Here is an 18953-nt window from a genome sequence, read left to right as displayed (position 1 = left end):
ATAGAGATGGAACCGACCGATTACTTCCTATTGGCTATTTTCATTGCTCTTGGAGCCTTTTCTCTGATTGCCGCCATCTTCAATTTCGACTGGTATTTCGAAACCAGTGGAGCTGCTACTTTTGTAAACAAATTCGGAAGAAAAGGTGCACGCATCTTTTATGCTTTGCTGGGGTTGGCACTGATCGGGTGCGGGGTACTGGGATTGATCTATTGGTAAAAGAAAGGCAACTATTCCGCGTTGGATCAGTTGCCTTTTATGATCTGCCTCTTCACTGTAAACGGTAGCCGATAGGAATAGATTGCATTTTCTTTTGTGATTACATCAACCAACAATTCGTATTTACCCGGATATGAAGGAGCATGAATTTGACTTCTTGAATACTCTTCACCTATCGTTAGCCCCATTGGATAATAAAAGAATCCTTTACTAACTACATTTTCTTTTTTCACCCCTCTGGTTGTAATGTATAAAGCTCCATCAATAGCACCGAATGTCACCGCATTAGTCTGCCAGGGCTTGAGAAACTCTACCGACTTGATTTGCTGAGGAGAGAACATATCGATAACTTCCTGCAATTCCATTCTCATTCCGTTTACTAAAATCGGAATACCTTGTGTTTCTCCGCTATGAGTTGTCGATACTCCTCTTAAACTCTTTAATATCGGTACAGATCTTTGTCCACTGCCATTATCCGAAGAATAGACAATATTGATTCCTGGCATATCCTCTATTAAATCTTCGAGTCGGGAATAGTTTCGTTCATCAATAGTCTCTTCATCTATATGATTCATTTTATAGAACTTTTCCGTCGAAATATGCTTTTCTTGCTTACTACGGGCTTTTACAGTGATTTCGGGCATGATATAATCCCGATTTCCTGTCTCGTCTACCTGATAAAAGAAACTGGTACTATCCTGATAATCGATAGTCGTTTCTGCATATTTCCGATGCTGACGATAAGGATTACTGATCAAGGGAAATACATCATCATCCGGTATATACTTATAAAAGTCTGCATTACCTTTTGGCGGATGCGCCTGCAAAAAGAAGTGACTGTCGTCTGAAAAATCAGAGATAGGAATTGTATAATACCCTTGCTCCGAAATCATTCCTTCATTCACCTTGCCGGTTTTCGTATTATAAGCAACAATCGTTCCTCCTTTCAAAGGCTTACCATTTTCGTATGTTACTTTGCCGGTAAACAACTGGATGTTTTCTGGCTGGTATTTATATCTGAAATCTTCCCGAATCACATCCGCCAAATGAAAACGGGCCAAACGAGCGGTTCGCATCCAGGCCTCGACTTCTTTAAATGTCTCTTTGGAAGAAGTCGTCAAATAGGAAGGTGGAAAAGGAATGGGAGAGGTAAGCTCGCTTCCCAACTCTGACTGTGTGATAGCCGAAGAAGCCAGTTGATTTCTTTTTACAATACGGCAATATATATGAATATTATCTTGCAGGTCTGTCTGCAAGCAAAGTGGCTCATTAGAGGTATATTCTTTCTTCTCCAGAGAAAGCACAGGTTGCATTTCCTTTTTCCAAAGAGTTGTTTGTGAGATTATATCACCTTTTTGATTTGTCAGGACAAGAACAAACAATCCGTCTTCCTCTTCAGCCACAGATATTAGTCCGGTACATCGTTTTTCATTTATGCTAATCTCTTCCAGTCCCATCCCGGCATTATAAACAAAAAGACGTTCCTTTCTGATCTTTTCTTTTCCGGAAAGTACTTTATAATAAATCTTATTTCGATTTATTACCGCCTGTAGTGTATGTCCCTCTTCTGCCCGAGCCGGCAAAGGGAATAGGAAGTGCTTACCCTGACTATATACGGACAGATTCAACACATCCTCTTCTTTAGGATGCAGACAAATGGTCTGCAATCCGGAGGAAAAGGAAACTCCATTAATAACTGTATCTGTATGATTCAGTATACAAAAAGAAGCAGTCAATGGACTACCATGATCGTCAGTGAGATAAATCGTCATATTCTGAACTTCTCCATTCACCCATTGTCCCCCTTCAGGGAAAAAGGAACATCTGACTCCCGGCAGTTGCTCTGAAGCAGCAAACTGCGGGTGTTTTATCGGAATTTCTACAACCGGATAAGTTTCCGGCCTAAAATTCTGTATTAAACGAGTATAGGCTCTCAGATAAAAGACTGGTTCCAACCAAAAATGATCTAGCTGGATCTGAAACGAGACTGCCGCTCCCGGCATACATCTTACTTTCTTTCTCAGCAGTACTGAATCGTGATTATTAAATAATTCTACATATATATATTCACTTAATGCCTGCTGTTTTTTACTTGTACCAAATAATTGGACAGAAACAGACATTGTATCACCTATATTGTAAAACGAACGGTCAAGCGATAGGTAAATGCGTTCTGCCGGGAGTTCGATCATTTGTGCATTTAAATGATACAAAGATAATAACAGCATGGTATAAATTAGTAGCCTCATATTCAGTACAAACCATTCAGGCGAACCTCTATATGGTAATGACAGATTATTCCGCTACCAGAGCTCGCGGGTCTTCCCCAAATATCACCCCATTTTGGAACTACCAACTCATAAGTGACCAAACCGCCTGTAACTTTAGATTCTGGAATTAGTTCATTTATATCTAAATGTAAATCAATATAATTTGAACTAAAATTACGATAAACAATTGATGGTCCATAAAGATAAGAATATTGAGGGGTTCCTTTTGATTCAGGAGGAAGGTCTATCCTACACTTAAACACTCCATTTATAACCTCATGTGGGGAAGGTGATATCATTCTCCAAACCCCCAAACAATCATATCCAGACCCCGGTATCGAGCTTTTTGTCTCTATTGTTTCTTCAGAAGATACGGATTGAGCCTTTGTTATTACTCCTAATAAACAGCAAGTTAAACACAAAAATAAAGTTCTCAATTTTTTAGTTTTCATAATTCAGAGTATTAATGATTAATATTATTAAATATAAGAGTCTGTTTAAGTTCCATTCTAAAGTTTCCTAATGGCTATTGCTTCTGCCAAATCAAAGGTCAATTCATAGTTTTGGAAAAGTCTTCTATAATGGTTTCATAACTCAATATTTATAATAGTAATTTTATACAAAAATATTAGATTATTCCATAACAGTCCAAATTTTCCTGTTGACAATTTGTTGACAATCAGATATCACTTGATATCCAATACACATTGTCATTTGATTATAACATATTGCGAAAAATATAACGTTAGTTTTATACCTATTATATATAAGGACTAAGAGCCTGTTTAAATTTCTAATATCACTTTCAATGAAATAGGGAATACTCTCTTTATTTCAAATCATTAAATTTAAACAGGCTCTTAGAATATTTTCATATATACCTGATTTATTATTTCAGAACCTTACTCCATCAACATAAAGTCCAACTGCTTACGTTCCAGATTTGCATTTGCGATCTTCACTGTCACCGGGTCGCCCAGGCGGAAACGACGTTTCTTGCGACGGCCGATCAGGCTGTATGTTTCTTCATCCATGTCGTAGAAATCATCACCGAGGTCACGGATGGGAACAAGGCCTTCGCACTTATTCTCGTTCAGTTCGACATATAATCCCCATTCGGTTACGCCGGAGATCACACCGTCGAATACCATACCCAACTTATCCTGCATAAATTCGACCTGCTTGTATTTGATAGAGGCACGTTCGGCATTTGCTGCCACCTGTTCCATCGTAGAACAATGATCGCATTTCTCTTCATATTTGTCTTTCACCACACTGCGTCCTCCTGCCAGATAACGTTCCAGCAGACGGTGTACCATCATATCCGGATAACGGCGGATAGGCGAGGTGAAGTGTGTATAATATTCAAAAGCCAGACCGTAATGACCGATATTCTCTGTCGTATAACGGGCTTTTTGCATCGAGCGGATAGCCAGTGTCTCGATCAGGTTTTCTTCCGGTTTATCGTGCACTTCGTCGAGCAAACGGTTCAGGTTGCGGGAAATATCCAGTTTGCTGCTACCTTCCGTTTTCATTTTATAGCCGAAGCGGCGGATAAAGGCGGCAAAGTTCTCCAGCTTGTCCGGGTCCGGCAGGTCGTGGATACGATAAACGAACGTCTTTTTTGTTTTCCCTTTTGGCACTTTACCTACGAATTCTGCAACAGTGCGGTTTGCCAGCAACATGAACTCTTCGATCAGTTTATTGGCATCTTTCGACTCCTTGATATAGGTGCTGATCGGCTTTCCTGTCTCGTCTATCTCAAATCTTACTTCAAAGCGGTCGAAGTTGACGGCTCCGTTCTTGAAACGTTTCTCACGCAGCTTTTTAGCCAGCGCATCCAGTTTCAGGATCTCGTCTTTATAGTCGCCTTCACCTGTTTCGATCACCTGCTGTGCATCTTCGTAGGTAAAGCGGCGGTTACTCTTGATCACTGTACGCCCGATACGCGACTTTTTCACGTTGGCATCTTCATCCAGTTCGAAGATAGCGGAGAAGCTTAACTTTTCTTCGTCCGGTCGTAATGAGCAAATTTGGTTACACAGTCGTTCCGGTAGCATCGGGATCGTACGGTCTACCAGATAGACAGATGTCGCACGACTTTCTGCTTCGCGGTCGATCAGGCTTTCCGGTTTTACATAATGGGTTACGTCGGCGATATGTACGCCTACTTCCCAATTTTCATTATCCAGCCTGCGAATAGAAAGAGCATCGTCGAAGTCTTTAGCATCTTTCGGGTCGATGGTGAAAGTCAGGACATCGCGGAAGTCCTCGCGTTTGGCAATCTCTTCTTCCGGGATAGTATCCGGTATCTTATTGGCTGCTTTTTCTACATTTTCGGGATATACATACGGCAGACCAAACTCGGCCAGGATCGCATGCATCTCTGCTGTGTTCTGACCGGCTACGCCTAATATATCGACTACTTCTCCGAGCGGGTTCTTGGCATCTTCCGGCCATTCCACGATACGTACAATCGCTTTGTCGCCGTTCTTTCCACCTTTCAGTTTCTCTTTCGGAATGAATATATCGTTGGCCAAAGTCTTATTCTCGGTGATCAGGAAGGCAAAGCCTTTCGTCACCTGCAACTTGCCGACAAATGTCTTTTTCTGGCTTTCCAGCACCTCGATAACTTCGGCTTCCGGTTCAGCCCCTTTACGTTTAGCAAATAGCTGTACCTTCACCTTGTCGCCGTCCATGGCATGTCCCGAGTTTCGCTCGGCCACAAAAACAGGTGCTCCGCCATCTTCCGGAATAAACGAATTTTTTCCGTTACTCCGGCGTCCGAATGTGCCGATGGCCGTTGTTCCCAGATCGTTATACCGATAACGGCCACGGTCTATTTCTGTAATAAAGTTCTCGGCTGAAAGATCATACAGAAGGTCCACCACCTGGAGCTTCTGGACCTGGCTTTCCACACCGATCAGCTTGCTTATCTGTTTATAATTAAATGGTTCCTTGGGAGAGGACTGGAAAACAGACATGACAGAATGCAGCATGGCTTCTTTCTTCATGCGCTTAGCCTTGTTCTTTCTCGGTTTGTTTTCTTTGTTGTCCTTTTTCCCGGATTTGTTTTTCGTCATATATTTCTTTCGTGATTAAATAAGAGATATAACATCTCCCTACAAAATAAACAATTATAATCGAGATACTGTTTACAAACAGGCTAAATTATATTGTCTGTTCTGTTATTATTTGAACCGGTATGGCTCCGGACCATTTGCCCCCGGATTACAAACAAAAAGACTACCGCTAAGGGGGTATTCTTCCAGTTGTTTGTCCGAAAGTCCGGCGCGTGCCGTTGTAATGTAGAGTGTATTCATATCTTTGCCGCCGAATGCACAGGAGGCGACATTAGGAGCCGGCACCTCTACTTTTGCCAGCAGTTCTCCCGTATAGGGATTGTAACAATAGACACCGTAACCGCCCCATTGGGCAACCCAAAGATTATCGTTGCTATCGATCGTCATGCCATCGGGAGAACCTGTGCCCGGCCGCATGATAACGGCAACTCCGTCGAAGAGGATGTCGGCGGTCTTTTCGTCGTACCGGTAACGGGCTATCCTCCCAGTTGTCGTATCGTTGTAATACATATACTTTTTGTTGGCAGACCACACGATACCGTTCGAGATCGTTACCTTGTTCAATTTGGTCGTTACAGTTCCATCGGGAACAACGGTGTACAGTGTTCCGGCACCTTCGGGTGCACCGAATCCCATCGTTCCTATCCACAGGCGTCCGGCCGGATCGCATTTCCCATCGTTGCAACGAACCTTTCCTTCATAATCCGGTATCGGAGCGACCGACGTCAGGCTGCTGTCATTCAGGTTCACTCTTACGATCTCGTCCTGGAGGGATACGATCACTGTACTATCTGTTTCAGGTACAACCGTAGACACCATACGGTCGAACTCCCATGTTTTACAGTCTTGCTTATCAGGATAATACTCATATAATGTTTTTCCTTCGATGTCCACCCAAAACAATGTATTTCTATCCGGGTGCCAGATAGAGCCTTCGCCGGTCGTTGCTTCGGCTTTAAATGCCAGGTTTGCTTCGATAGTTTTCGGTTCGGATGAACATCCGCCTGTAATAAAAGGTATTGTCAACATAAGTAATCCTATTAAGTTTTTCATGGTAAATAATCTATTTCACTGCCTGTTATTGAATGCAAATATAACGTATTTTATGAATTCCTGAATGATCAAAGCCCATTAATATTGGTAGAAAACGGATTAAATTGCCGTAATAAAACAACTTTAGTACAGGAGCCGTTCTGTTTTCGAAGATGTCAAAAACGAAAAACGTAGGTGTTAAAAGTCCTAATCTTAACTGTAAACGGTCGATCTAACGAATTAATTATGTAAATTTGCCGTTCTAATTAAATGAACCAATGAGCGTAGTAATTAAAGAAGTTACCAGCAAAAAGGAACTGAAGAAATTCGTTAAGTTCAATATTGATTTATACAAAGGTAACCCCTATCATATACCGGGATTGATCGAAGAGGAGATGGTTACACTGGATAAGAAAAAGAATCCGGCATTCGAAGTTTGCGATGCCATCTATTTTCTTGCCTATGAGGATGATAAGATTGTCGGCCGTATTGCCGGAATGATCAATCGTCGCAGTAACGAAGTGTGGAACCAGGAACGTGCCCGCTTCGGTTTCCTTGATTTCATCGATGATGCCGAGGTAGTCGATGCCCTGTTCAGTGCCGTTGAAAAATGGGCGAAAGAACAAGGGATGAAGGAGATACACGGACCGATGGGATTTACCGATATGGATCATGAAGGGATGCTGATCGAAGGATTCGACCAACTCGGGACGATGGCGGCGATCTACAATTATCCTTATTACCCGAAACATATGGAACGTATCGGATATGAGAAAGATCAGGACTGGCACGAGTTTAAGATATATATACCGGAAGGTATTCCCGAAAAACATCAACGTATCGGAGAGATCGTGAAAAAGAAATACGGCTTGAAAACCATGAAGTTCAAAAACACAAAGGAGATATGGCCGTATGCACAGAAGATATTCGAAACTTTGAATGCTGCTTACGCTCCATTGTACGGTTTTGCTCCGCTGACACAGAAGCAGATCGATTATTATGTGAAACAATATATCCCGATGATCCGCCTGGATCTGGTGACTCTTATTATCCGGGAAGAAGACGATACGGTAGTAGGCTTCGGAATTTCACTGCCCAGTCTCTCGCATGCTATGCAGAAGGCAAAAGGACATTTGTTTCCTTTCGGATGGATACATCTGCTGAAAGCATTGAAAACAAAACCGAAAGTGATCGACCTGTATCTGACAGGCGTACTGCCGGAATATCAGAATAAGGGGGTAAATGCGTTGCTATTCAACGATCTTATTCCCGTATATATCAATCTGGGAGTCGAATATGCCGAAAGTAACCCGGAGTTGGCAAGCAACAATGCCGTACAGGCTCAATGGGATTATTTCAAACGTGAACACCATAAGACAAGAAGAGCTTTTATCAAAAAATTAAAATAAGGATTTTCTATGGAAGAACTGAATTCAACAATGCAACAACCGACAGCGTATAATGACGACGATATCAAGACGCTGGATTGGATGGAACATATCCGCCGGCGCCCAGGTATGTATATTGGTAAATTGGGAGATGGCAGCTATGCGGATGATGGTATCTATGTATTGCTGAAAGAGGTACTCGACAACTCTATCGACGAATACATGATGGGGTATGGCAAAACCATAGAAGTGACCGTGGAAGAAGGAACCGTCTCTGTCAGGGATTATGGCCGCGGTGTTCCTCTGGGAAAGGTGGTCGACGTTTCCAGTAAGATGAATACGGGTGCCAAGTACGACAGTAAGGCTTTTAAAAAGTCTGTCGGACTGAACGGTGTCGGTATCAAAGCGGTAAATGCTTTGAGTAGCTATTTCCTTATCACCAGTTTTCGTGACGGAGAATGTAAACGGGTAGAATACAGCAAGGCAATCATTACCGAGGAGTCGGCTATTCAGCCAACGACGGAAGCGAACGGGACATCGATCTATTTTATTCCCGACCGTGAAATATTCAAGGAATATCAGTATAAAGACGAGTTCATAGAAAGTCTGTTGAAGAATTATGTCTTTTTGAACTCCGGGCTGACTATCCTTTTTAACGGTAAGAAATTCCATTCCCGCAATGGCCTGGTAGACCTGCTGAACGAGAATATGACTACCGAGCCGTTATATCCGATCATCCATCTGAACGGTGAAGATATAGAAGTGGTTATTACCCATAGTAACCAGTATGGTGAAGAATATTATTCCTTTGTAAACGGGCAGTATACGACGCAGGGAGGAACACATCTTTCTGCTTTCCGTGAGACACTGGGCCGTGTTATCAAAGAATATTATAACAAGAATTTCGAATACTCCGACATTCGTGCCGGTATTGTTGCCGCTATCAGTATCAAGGTTGAAGAGCCAGTGTTCGAGAGCCAGACAAAGACAAAGCTAGGGTCGAAAGATATAGGTCCTGACGGGCCGACTGTCGCCAAATTCGTGGGTGACTTCATCAAGAAAGAACTGGATAATTATCTGCATAAAAATGTAGATACTTCGGAGGCTCTGCTCCGCAAAATACTGGAGTCGGAAAAAGAACGTAAAGCCATTGCTGGTGTTACCAAACTGGCTCGCGAACGAGCTAAGAAGGCTAACCTGCATAATAAAAAATTACGTGATTGCCGTATCCACCTGAACGATACGAAAGGTGACCGTACGGAAGAAAGTTGCATCTTCATTACCGAGGGTGACTCGGCCAGCGGATCTATCACCAAGAGCCGTGATCCGAACTACCAGGCTGTTTTCAGTTTACGTGGTAAGCCGCTTAACAGCTATGGCCTGACGAAGAAGATCGTTTATGAAAATGAAGAGTTCAATCTCCTGCAGGCGGCCCTCAATATTGAAGACGGACTGGATGGACTGAGATACAACAAAGTAATTATTGCGACCGATGCAGATGTCGACGGTATGCATATTCGTTTGTTATTGATCACCTTCTTCCTGCAGTTCTTCCCCGACCTGATCAAACGGAATCATGTCTATATCCTGCAAACTCCGCTTTTCCGTGTCCGCAATAAACAGAAAACCTATTACTGTTATAGCGAGGAAGAGCGTCTGGCTGCCATAGAGGCCGTAGGCAAGAACCCGGAGATCACTCGCTTTAAAGGGCTGGGAGAGATCTCGCCTGATGAGTTCAAGCATTTTATCGGTAAAGATATACGCCTGGACCCAGTTACAATGAAAAAAGAAGACCTGGTAAAAGATATGCTTGAATTCTATATGGGTAAGAACACCATGGAAAGACAGAACTTTATCATTGATAACCTGGTTGTAGAAGAAGATGTGATTAATTAAACACTGAAAATGAAAAAGCGTATCGCCCTTTTCCCCGGAACTTTCGATCCGTTCACTATCGGACATCAATCACTGGTAACTCGTGGGCTGGCTCTGGTGGATGAGATCATTATTTCCATAGGTATCAACGAGAAGAAACAAACTTATTTCTCGATCGAGAAACGATTGGAAGCAATCGATAACCTGTATAAAGACGAGCCCAGGGTAAAGGTGATGTCGTACAACTCGCTTACGGTAGATTTTGCTGATGAAGTGGGAGCAGAGTTCATTCTGCGCGGTATCCGCACGGTTAACGATTTCGAATATGAGAAAAGTATTGCCGATGTGAACCGTAAACTGAGTGGTATCGAAACATTTATCTTGTTTACTGAGCCCGAACATACGCATATCAGTTCCAGCATTGTGCGCGAACTGTTGCATTATGGAAAAGATATTTCCCAGTTCGTTCCAAAGGGGACGAACTTATATTGACAACTTACGAAATAAAGATCAAAAATGAAACGAATCCTAGTCTCCCTGCTTGTTGCGATGGTTGCCATCACATCGGCAGTGGCCCAGAAACCGAATCAGGATGCCCGCAAATTATCCATGGCATTGTATGCCATTTCGAATCTGTATGTAGATCCGGTGGATGATTCCAAGCTGGTGGAAGATGCAATCATCGGTATGCTGGAAAAACTGGACCCACATTCTAATTATATGGATCCGGAAGAAACAAAAGAGATGACTGAGCCTTTGCAAGGTAACTTCGACGGTATCGGCATCCAGTTCAACATGTTGACCGATACATTATATGTTATCCAGGTAATCCCCGGCGGACCGTCCGAAAAGGTTGGGCTAGTGGCCGGCGACCGTATCATCATGGTCGACGATACCCTGATAGCCGGTGTTAAAATGAAGACTACCGACATTATGAAACGCCTGCGTGGTCCGAAAGGAACCGAAGTCAGCATAAAAGTATTGCGTAATAAGAATCCGGAGCTGATCGAGTTTAAGATTATCCGTGGTAAGATACCTGTAACCAGTATGGATGCCGCTTATATGGCAGACAAACAGACCGGGTATATCAAGCTGAACCGTTTTGCTGCCTCTTCGGCCGACGAGTTCCGTGAGGCGCTTGCCAAACTAAAGAAACAAGGAATGAAGAACCTGATTCTCGACCTGCAAGGGAATGGGGGAGGTTATCTCAATATCGCTATCGAACTGGCGGATGAATTCCTCGATAAAGACAAACTGATTGTCTATACTGAAGGTAACAAGCAGCCACGTGACGAGGCCAAGTCGACTGTACGTGGCGGATTTGAAGATGGACGTCTGGTCGTATTGGTTGACGAATCTTCTGCTTCCGCAAGCGAGATCCTGGCTGGTGCCGTGCAAGATTGGGACCGCGGCGTAGTGGTAGGTCGTCGTACATTCGGTAAAGGGCTGGTGCAAAAGCCGATCCCGATGCCTGACGGTTCTATGATTCGTCTGACGGTAGCCCGCTATTACACTCCTACCGGACGAAGCATCCAGAAACATTATGAAAACGGTAAATTGGAAGACTATCAGCACGACCTGATCGATCGTTACAACCGTGGTGAGCTGATGAGTGCCGACAGTATCCATTTCCCGGATTCAATGAAATATAATACACTGGAAACGAAACGTATCGTTTATGGTGGAGGTGGTATCATGCCGGACGTATTTATCCCGGTTGACACGACCCGTTATACGGATTATCATCGTAGCCTGGTTGCAACCGGACTGGTAAACCGCGTAGCGATGAATTATCTGGATCGCAACCGTAGCGAGATGAACAAGAAATATCCTAAGTTCAATCAGTATAAGAAGGATTTTGTCGTTCCTGAAGAAACTTTACAGGAATTGATCAACCTGGGTAAGGAAGAAAAGATCGAGTTTAACGAAGAACAATATAATCGTTCCAAACCTCTTATCACCCTTCAGGTAAAAGCCTTGATTGCTCGCGACCTGTATGATATGGCTGAGTATTTCCAGGTTATAAACGACGATAACGAAAGCTTTAAAGAAGCTCTCCGCATCATTAATGATGAGGCGGTTTATAATAAGGAGTTGGGAAGGTAAGAGTCCGACATTAGATATAAAAAACGGTTCACATGGTCTTTCTGTAGAAAGAGATGTGAGCCGTTTTATTTTATTATATAATTCCAATACGAAATACTTGTATTAGCTCTTATAATGAAGGTGCTGAAAATCAATTGTGATATGTTGTGGATTTCTAAATAATATCGTTTTGAGTTTATCGAAACGCGAAAAATAAGAGATTGCTCTTGCAATAAAAGGGTAATATATTTGCTTCATCAAAAACATTTAGTATCATGAAAAACGAGAAAGCAAATATTTATCCTAAAAAGCTACTCATAGTAGGGAGCAGTAATACAGACATGGTTGTTAAGGCTGATCACCTGCCTCAGCCCGGTGAAACAGTTCTGGGGGATACTTTCTTAATGAACCCGGGAGGAAAAGGAGCAAATCAGGCTGTTGCTGCTGCCCGTATCGGAGTCTCTGTTACTTTTATCTGTAAAATAGGAGACGATATTTTCGGTCAGCAATCGCATCAATTATTGAAAGAGGAAGGAATAGATACCTCATACATTTTTTTTGATGCTCAGCATCCATCTGGAGTTGCATTGATCATTGTTGATTCACATGCTGAAAATTCAATTGCTGTAGCATCTGGTGCAAATGCAAACTTATTTCCAAAAGACCTAGAAAAAATAGAAAAAGTTATTACTGACGCTGATATGATATTGATGCAGTTAGAAATACCGATTGAAACAGTCGAATATGTTACCCGAATAGCTTCGGCACAAGCAAGGAAAGTAATCCTGAATCCAGCTCCTGCTTGCCCTTTGTCGAAAGAGCTATTGACTAACCTTTATTTAATTACCCCTAATAAGACAGAAGCGGAAATACTTTCAGGTGTAAAAATAACAGATACAATCTCAGCCCGAACAGCGGCAATAGAAATATGCCGTTTAGGGGTTAAAAATGTAGTTATCACTCTTGGGAGGGAAGGTGCCTTGGTTTATAATAATCATGAATTTACAGAGATAGAGGCTCCTAAAGTAAAAGCTGTGGATACAACTGCTGCAGGCGATGTATTCAATGGTACATTATGTGCTGCATTGTTGGAAGGACAAACGCTCGAAGAAGCTGTTCAATTTGCGTGTAAAGCTGCTTCCGTATCTGTTACTCGATGTGGAGCACAAGACTCAGCTCCATACAGAAATGAAATTGGATCAATCACATTCAAATAATACATTATTATGAAAAAGTCATGGATTTATTTACTCATTGGCTGTTTATGTTTCTCCGGTACAATTTATGGAAAAACAGTGAAACAGACACAAAATGCTCCTGTAAAACTCATATTGGATACAGACCTAGGGCCTGACTATGACGATGTTGGAGCGATGGCTCTATTGCACGCCTTGGCAGATAGTTCACAAGTATCTATTTTGGCTACAGTTGCATCTAACCGTCATGATAAGGTTGTTCCGTGCATAGAAGTTCTGAATACTTACTTCGGCCGGCCGGATATTCCATTAGGGGTTCCTAAAGAAGAAAATGCTCCCTGTCTTACCTCCAATCATAAAGTGAAATGGACGGAATATCTCCCGGCTCATTATCCACATCAGATGAAAAGGTCGTCGGATGCTCCAGACGCAGTGCAAATCTACCGTAAGATATTAAGTGAAGCTGCTGATAACAGTATAACAATTTGTACGATCGGCTTTTTTACAAATCTGAAAAATTTGCTTTTATCGTCCGGAGACACCTATAGTCCGTTAACCGGAAAAGAGCTGATAAGCCAAAAAGTAAAACGATTGGTAGCTATGGCAGGTAGATTTCCTAAAGGTAGGGAGTACAATGTATATATTGATACTCCGGCATCAATAACGACCTTTGAGGAATGGCCTACAGAAATAATTTTCAGTGGATTTGAGATTGGAGAGAAAGTTTTGACAGGTAAGCTTGTAGCTCAAATGGTTATAGATAATAATCCGGTTAAAGACACTTATCGTCTTTGTTTAGCAGAAGGAGATTTTAACGGTCGGAAAAGTTGGGATCAAACGGCTGTTTTAGTTGCAGTTAAAGGATATGAACCATATTATCATGTGGAGCGAGGTACTATAAAAATCGTTGATGACAAGGGAACAAACGACTGGGTTCCGGATGACAAGGGACGTCACTTGCGACTTATTGAAAAAATGCCGGTTACTGAAATAACGAAACTGATTAATAACTATATGATGCATCTACCTGTTTCAAAACGGTAAAAATTATTACAGATATAAACTTTTAAATATATTATCAGGCTTATTATACAAGCATTTATTGAGAGAATAGCTTTTCAAAAACATAAATTCAGTATTCATATAGACAACAGAAGCTATTAGTTCCAACTTTGGGATATTATATATCCCAAAAGAATCTTCTTATCTCTATTTGAGAGTCCATTTCCCATCTAATAATGATATATAAAGGGAAAAATTAGTTCTAACTATTTTAAATCGTATTTGTTAAAATGGAAAACGCGTGTAACAAACAAAAGAAAAGCAGTCTTTTCTTATTAACTCTGATCACGGCAATGCTAATCAGTTGTATGAGTCTTTCTGCTCAAAATGCAATTCTTTCATTACAGGGAAAAGTGGCAGATATGGCCGGAAATGGTCTTCCCGGAGTGAATGTTGTCATAAAAAACAGTACAAATGGAACCTCTACCGATACAAACGGAGAGTTCCATATACAAGCTTCTCAAAATTCAGTTCTTGTATTTTCTTTTATTGGTATGAAAACAAAAGAATACAAGGTGAAAAATGCACAACCCATACAAATAACGTTGGAAGAAGACGGTATTCTTATGGATGAAGTTATAGCTGTAGGCTATGGGTCCATGAGAAAAAGTGACATTACAGGTTCTATTGTTAGCTTTCAGGTAAAAGATGTGGCGGAAAGGCCGAATGCATCGGTGGAACAAATGTTACAGGGTAAAGTTGCTGGTGTGCAGATATCAAGTGGATTTGGTGCGAAACCTGGTGCTGATATGAATGTAAGAGTTAGAGGAACAAACTCTATCAATACGGGTGCAACCCCTCTTTATGTAATAGATGGAATAGCAGGTGTAGGTGATTTGTCAACAGTGAATCCCTATGATATTGAGTCTATAGAGGTTTTAAAGGATGCTTCTGCTACAGCTATTTATGGTGCGCGTGGTGCGAATGGCGTTATTTTGATCACAACCAAACAAGGGACTGAGAATAAATTTCAAATAGCCTTTGATGCATATGCTGGTGCACAGTCTGTATTAAAAAGAATGGATCTTTTGGATGCTACCGAATTCGCTCATTATTCTAATGACGTTCGTAAAGCTGATGGTTTGGCTCCTCTTTTCAGTAATCCTGAATCATTCGGTAAGGGTACAGACTGGCAAGATGAAATATTCCGTACTGCGGCTGTACAGAATTATCAATTATCAATATCCGGAGGAGGAAACAATACCCGTTATTATCTTTCAGGTAGTTATTTCTCACAGGATGGGGTTGTAGAAGGTTCCGGTCAAAATCGACTTAGTGTACGATTAAATATGGACAGTCAGGTGAAAAAATGGTTAAAAGTCGGTTTGAATGCATCCGTCTCGGAATATTATCTGGATAGTGACAACTCTAATGCTGTTGTTATAGCTAACATGACAACCCCTATTGCTCCGGTGAAATATGAAGATGGAACCTGGGGATCCAATGCTACAGTAGCAAAAGAATATGGTGGTCCTTTCTATGGTAGTGGAAATCCGTATGCACTTACTCAATTTGATGAATACAGACGTAAAACCCATCTGATCAGTAATGTTTATCTGGAAGGAGAAATCATTAAAGACCTAAAATTGAAAGTGAGTCTTGGAGCAGATGTAGCACATGGTAAAAACTATTATTATGTTGCAGACGGATATCCGACCAGTAACACAGCCTTTTCTGTTGGGGGGGATGCCTCACTGAGTTCGAATAGATTCGTCGCCTGGCAAAATGAAAATACACTGACTTATAAAAAGAACATCAATAATCTACATATGTTAGATCTCATGGCTGGTATATCTTTCCGTAAAGTAACCTCAGAAAGTATGACTGCCGCTGCTTCTAATTTCGTTGACGATTATTTTAAATTCAATAATTTGGGATTAGGACAAATACAAAAACCTTCGGCTTCATCATATGAAGACAATGCATTGAATTCATATTTCTTACGATTGAATTATGTCTATAATGACAAATATCTATTTACATTCACCTCACGTATAGACGGATCATCCAAGTTTGGAGCTGGCAATAAATATGGATTTTTCCCTTCGGGAGCTATTGCCTATCGTTTATCGCAAGAACCTTTTATGCAAGAAATAAAACAAATAAGCAATTTAAAGCTAAGAGCTTCTATCGGTGCAACTGGTAACCAAGAAATCGATTCTTACAGTTCTCTAGCGCAAATGAGTGGAAATAACTATGTACTGGGAGGCGATAGAGTTGTAGGTATCAGTCCGACCTCTGTGGCTAATCCGGATTTGCGTTGGGAAAAAACAACTCAATTTGACTTCGGACTTGATTTTGGACTGTTCGATGAAAGGGTATCGATAATATTCGATTATTATTATAAAAAGACGACCGATTTGTTGCTAAAGCGGGAAATACCTTATACTTCAGGATTTGAGACCTGTTATGAGAATATAGGTGCCGTTTCCAATAAGGGAGTTGAATTTACTCTAAATACTCATAATATCAAATCGAAGGACTTCAACTGGACGACTTCTTTTAATATTTCTATGAACCGTAATAAAGTTCTTGATTTGGGAGGGGCAAACGAGATCATTACGACGGTAACTCGTGGCGGTAACTTACTCCGTGTAGGTGAGCCAATGGGATTATTCTATGATTATAAGGCTATCGGTATTTTCCAAAATGCGGAAGAGATCAAAAATTCAGCTCAGCCTAATGCTGTTCCGGGTGATGTTAAATATTTGAATCTAAACCCGGAAAGTGATAATGTTATCAATCAGGATGATCGTGTGATAGTTGGTAACCCACATCCTAAATTCATTTACGGATTCACAAATAACTTCCAGTGGAAAGATTTTGATCTGAGCATATTTATTGATGGCAGTTATGGAAATGATATTATGAACGAAAGCTATATTGATACTCAGTTGCCTAACGGGACTACAAACTGTTTGCGTGATATGTATTATAATGCCTGGACCCCTGAGAATCCATCAACGACACATCAGCGGTTAGGAGCTAGCCTAGACCCTCGCTCTTCTTCTTTACGAATAGAAAGCGGTTCCTTCCTTCGTTTGAAAAATATAACGGTTGGTTACACTTTCAATCCTAAGTTATTAAAGAAAATGCATATGGATAAACTTCGTATATACTTGAATGTTGAGAATCTACATGTCTTCACTAAATATTCGGGATATGATCCACAGGCTAATCGCTATGGTAACAGCAATCAATTCCTGGGATACGACAGAAACTGGTATCCTCAGGCAAGAACGGTGACAGGAGGAGTAAGTTTAGCATTTTAATTATTTAATACTACATTCTTATGAAAAAAATAGTTTCAATATTGCTTTGTTCAGCAATCAGCATATTACAATTCACTTCATGTAATGACTTTTTAAAAGAAGAACCGAGAAGTACGATTGATCCAGATGCATTTTACCAAAATGCCAAACAAGCGGAATCAGGTGTGATAGCAATTTATTGCGGATTTACCGGCCAGTATGGTTTCTATAAATTATTCCCTATGACGGAATTACCAACAGATCAGGGAATGGTTGGATATGCGGGTGATATCGTTCTGACCTCATTGGATGACTTCACTTATGATGCTAACAATACTAATTTCAAAGGTTTCTGGCAGCATTGTTACCGTGTAATAAACCGTGCAAATATGGCAATAACCAAACTTCCTGATGTACCCGATTTGACAGAAGATAAAAGAAATTCTTTAATGGCAGAAGCCCGTTTTCTACGTGCAGTCTTTTATTTCAATCTGGTTAGATGGTTTGGAGATGTTCCTCTCATTGAAGGGTATACACAGAGTATAGATAATCTGCAAGTTCCACGAACTTCCAAAGAAAAGGTATATGAGTCGATTGTAGAAGACCTTAAATTTGCATCAGAATATTTGCCGGTAGAATATTCTAGCAAAGAGGAGGGGAGAGCAGTCAGAGCTGCCGGTAAAATTATGTTGGCCAAAGTGTATGTGACAATGGCCGGATATCCCTGTCAGCAAACTGATAAATGGAAACTGGCAGCTGATATACTGGATGAGACATTATCTGTTCCTTATTCCGGCTATTTATTCGAGAATATTGAAGATCTTTGGAAAGAAGAAAATGAAAATTCCAAAGAACATATTCTTTCTTCTCAGTTTTTGAGTGGAGTGATAAATAATACTATACTTCCTGCCTCCTTTGCCCCACGTTCAAGTGGTATACAGGCAATTCAAAGTACTGGTGAAATAGCCCCGGAACAGACTTTCTATGATTCTTTCGACAAACAGGATAAACGGTTAGAGCTACTTAAAACAGAATACCCTCACTACACATCAGGTGAGATTGTTAAATTTGATAAACCGTTTTGTTTTAAGTATTATGATCCTTGCGTTGGTAATAAATGCGGACGTAACTTCCCGATTCTTCGATATGCAGATGCATTACTCTTATTAGCTGAATCATTGAATGAAGTATCATATGGAAATCAAAAGGCCTTTGATGCAATAAATGCAGTCAGACATAGAGCTGGACTGGAGGATCTTAAAATATCTGATTTCAATCAGGCTAGCTTCCGCACAGTTGTACAAGAAGAAAGAAATAAAGAATTATGTTTTGAAGGACATCGATGGTTTGATTTGGTTCGCACAGGTAAATTTATTGAAACAATGAAAAAAACGATCCCATCGATAGACGAACATCATTTATTGTTCCCGATACCGCAGAGAGAAATGGATGCGAATCCTCAGTTGAAGCAAAATCCCGGTTATTAATAAAA

The 18953-nt window shown here is 41.1% G+C and carries 13 protein-coding genes; 9 read left to right on the top strand and 4 right to left on the bottom strand.

Translation table 11 applies throughout. From position 1 onward, the window contains the following. The first annotated feature begins 6 nt into the window (after window positions 1-6). Complete coding sequence (locus BQ7394_RS22745; RefSeq protein ID WP_075559483.1) at window positions 7-219, top strand: immunity 17 family protein; 213 nt, start codon at window positions 7-9, stop codon at window positions 217-219. Window positions 220-245: 26 nt separating this feature from the next. Here BQ7394_RS22745 and BQ7394_RS22740 read toward each other — a convergent pair whose 3' ends face one another. The 4 genes from BQ7394_RS22740 to BQ7394_RS22730 all read right to left on the bottom strand — a co-directional run bounded on the left by BQ7394_RS22740 (window position 246) and on the right by BQ7394_RS22730 (window position 6601). Further along, window positions 246-2468 (bottom strand): carboxypeptidase-like regulatory domain-containing protein, encoded by a 2223-nt coding sequence (locus tag BQ7394_RS22740; protein ID WP_082212118.1) that lies wholly within the window; start codon window positions 2466-2468, stop codon window positions 246-248. 2 nt (window positions 2469-2470) lie between these two features. Continuing rightward, on the bottom strand, window positions 2471-2941 hold the full coding sequence (locus tag BQ7394_RS25755) for a hypothetical protein (RefSeq protein ID WP_139317745.1): 471 nt from the start codon (window positions 2939-2941) through the stop codon (window positions 2471-2473). 450 nt (window positions 2942-3391) lie between these two features. Beyond that, window positions 3392-5572 (bottom strand): ribonuclease R, encoded by a 2181-nt coding sequence (rnr, locus tag BQ7394_RS22735; protein WP_075559481.1) that lies wholly within the window; start codon window positions 5570-5572, stop codon window positions 3392-3394. A 108-nt stretch (window positions 5573-5680) separates the two neighbouring features. Beyond that, a complete protein-coding gene (locus tag BQ7394_RS22730; protein WP_075559480.1) occupies window positions 5681-6601 on the bottom strand; it encodes an SMP-30/gluconolactonase/LRE family protein in 921 nt (306 codons plus the stop codon). Window positions 6602-6882: 281 nt separating this feature from the next. Here BQ7394_RS22730 and BQ7394_RS22725 point away from each other — a divergent pair, with 281 nt between their 5' ends. The 8 genes from BQ7394_RS22725 to BQ7394_RS22690 all read left to right on the top strand — a co-directional run bounded on the left by BQ7394_RS22725 (window position 6883) and on the right by BQ7394_RS22690 (window position 18948). Next, on the top strand, window positions 6883-8013 hold the full coding sequence (locus tag BQ7394_RS22725; RefSeq protein ID WP_075559479.1) for a hypothetical protein: 1131 nt from the start codon (window positions 6883-6885) through the stop codon (window positions 8011-8013). 9 nt (window positions 8014-8022) lie between these two features. Further along, complete coding sequence (locus tag BQ7394_RS22720; protein WP_075559478.1) at window positions 8023-9888, top strand: DNA topoisomerase IV subunit B; 1866 nt, start codon at window positions 8023-8025, stop codon at window positions 9886-9888. Between the two features lie 9 nt (window positions 9889-9897). After that, complete coding sequence (gene coaD, locus BQ7394_RS22715) at window positions 9898-10359, top strand: pantetheine-phosphate adenylyltransferase (RefSeq protein WP_075559477.1); 462 nt, start codon at window positions 9898-9900, stop codon at window positions 10357-10359. A 24-nt stretch (window positions 10360-10383) separates the two neighbouring features. Beyond that, window positions 10384-11973, top strand: a complete 1590-nt coding sequence (locus BQ7394_RS22710; RefSeq protein ID WP_075559476.1) for a S41 family peptidase — start codon at window positions 10384-10386, stop codon at window positions 11971-11973. Window positions 11974-12227: 254 nt separating this feature from the next. Beyond that, window positions 12228-13169 (top strand): ribokinase, encoded by a 942-nt coding sequence (gene rbsK / locus BQ7394_RS22705; protein ID WP_075559475.1) that lies wholly within the window; start codon window positions 12228-12230, stop codon window positions 13167-13169. A gap of 9 nt (window positions 13170-13178) precedes the next feature. Beyond that, window positions 13179-14192, top strand: coding sequence for a nucleoside hydrolase (locus tag BQ7394_RS22700; protein ID WP_075559474.1), 1014 nt, complete (start codon window positions 13179-13181; stop codon window positions 14190-14192). 248 nt (window positions 14193-14440) lie between these two features. Beyond that, a complete protein-coding gene (locus BQ7394_RS22695) occupies window positions 14441-17482 on the top strand; it encodes a SusC/RagA family TonB-linked outer membrane protein (RefSeq protein ID WP_082212115.1) in 3042 nt (1013 codons plus the stop codon). 20 nt (window positions 17483-17502) lie between these two features. Continuing rightward, window positions 17503-18948, top strand: a complete 1446-nt coding sequence (locus tag BQ7394_RS22690) for a RagB/SusD family nutrient uptake outer membrane protein (RefSeq protein WP_082212112.1) — start codon at window positions 17503-17505, stop codon at window positions 18946-18948. Window positions 18949-18953: the final 5 nt, after the last annotated feature.

The organism is Parabacteroides timonensis, from assembly GCF_900128505.1.
GTDB classification, from domain to species: Bacteria; Bacteroidota; Bacteroidia; order Bacteroidales; family Tannerellaceae; genus Parabacteroides; species Parabacteroides timonensis.
The sequence above is the reverse complement of the archived record's forward strand: the minus strand, read 5'-3'. Positions and strand labels throughout refer to the sequence as shown.